The sequence below is a fragment of the Protofrankia sp. CiP1_Cm_nod4 genome (genome assembly GCF_982290645.1).
In genome coordinates, this window is the sequence record NZ_CEVIVC010000149.1 from 9,865 (window position 1) to 10,887 (window position 1,023).

Genomic DNA, 1,023 nt, shown 5'->3' on the forward strand with positions numbered 1-1,023 from the left:
GCATCCGTGGGGATGAGCGTGCGGGTCCTGGGGCAGGCTGGTGAACTGGTCATGTTGGATGAACGTGCCCATCGGGGATGAACGTGCACGCTGTGGATGACGCGGGCCTCCCGGACCTGTTCGCCCGGGCCCGGCGGTGGATCGCCGACGATCCCTGGCCGGCCGACCGGGCCGAACTGGCCACTCTGGTCGACGCCGCGCTTACCACTGGTGACCTCGAAGCCCTGCGTGAACGGTTCTCCGGTGCCCTGCGCTTCGGCACGGCCGGGCTTCGTGGGCCGCTTCGCGCCGGCCCGGCCGGGATGAACACCGCGGTCGTCCGACGGGCGGCGGCGGGCCTGGCCACCTGGCTGCTCGCCCGACAGCCCGGCACGGACGCTTCGCCCACGACAACCAGATCACCATCAGTAACGCCCGCGGATACCGCACCGACCGGCTCGGGGACGCCACCGGACGATGATCGTCCACTTCCGCTGGTTGTCGTGGGGGCGGATGCCCGGCATGGCAGCGAGCGGTTCGCCCTCGACAGTGTTCGGGTGCTCGCCGGGGCGGGGGTGCGGGCGGCCCTGCTGCCTGTCCCGGTGCCCACGCCGGTGCTGGCGTTCGCCGTCCGCCGACTCGGCGCGGACGCCGGCATCATGGTCACCGCAAGTCACAATCCGGCGACCGACAACGGCTACAAGGTGTACCTGGGCGCACCGTCCGGCGACCCGGCGAACGGGGCGCAGATCGTCGCTCCCGTCGACAGCGAGATCGAGACGGCGATCGATGCCGTCGGGCCGGCCGCGTCCCTTCCCCTCGGTGACGGCTGGATCCGCCTTGGCGTGGAGATCCACGACAGTTACGTGGCGGCGGCCGCGGCCACCATGCGGACGGATGGCACCGGTGGCCCGGCCACCAACCCCGCCACGGGCAGCCGGACCACGGGCAGCCGGGCCGCCAACAACCTCACCACCAACAACCTTGCCACCAGCCAGGCAGCGAACGACCGAGCCACAAGCGACCCCACCACCAGCCGGGCCG

At 72.0% G+C, this 1,023-nt stretch carries 1 pseudogene; it reads left to right on the plus strand.

The annotated features are described in order from the left end of the window. Positions 1–77: 77 nt before the first annotated feature. Positions 78–1,023: pseudogene (locus tag AC5LSR_RS20460) on the plus strand (hypothetical protein); the annotation flags it as partial.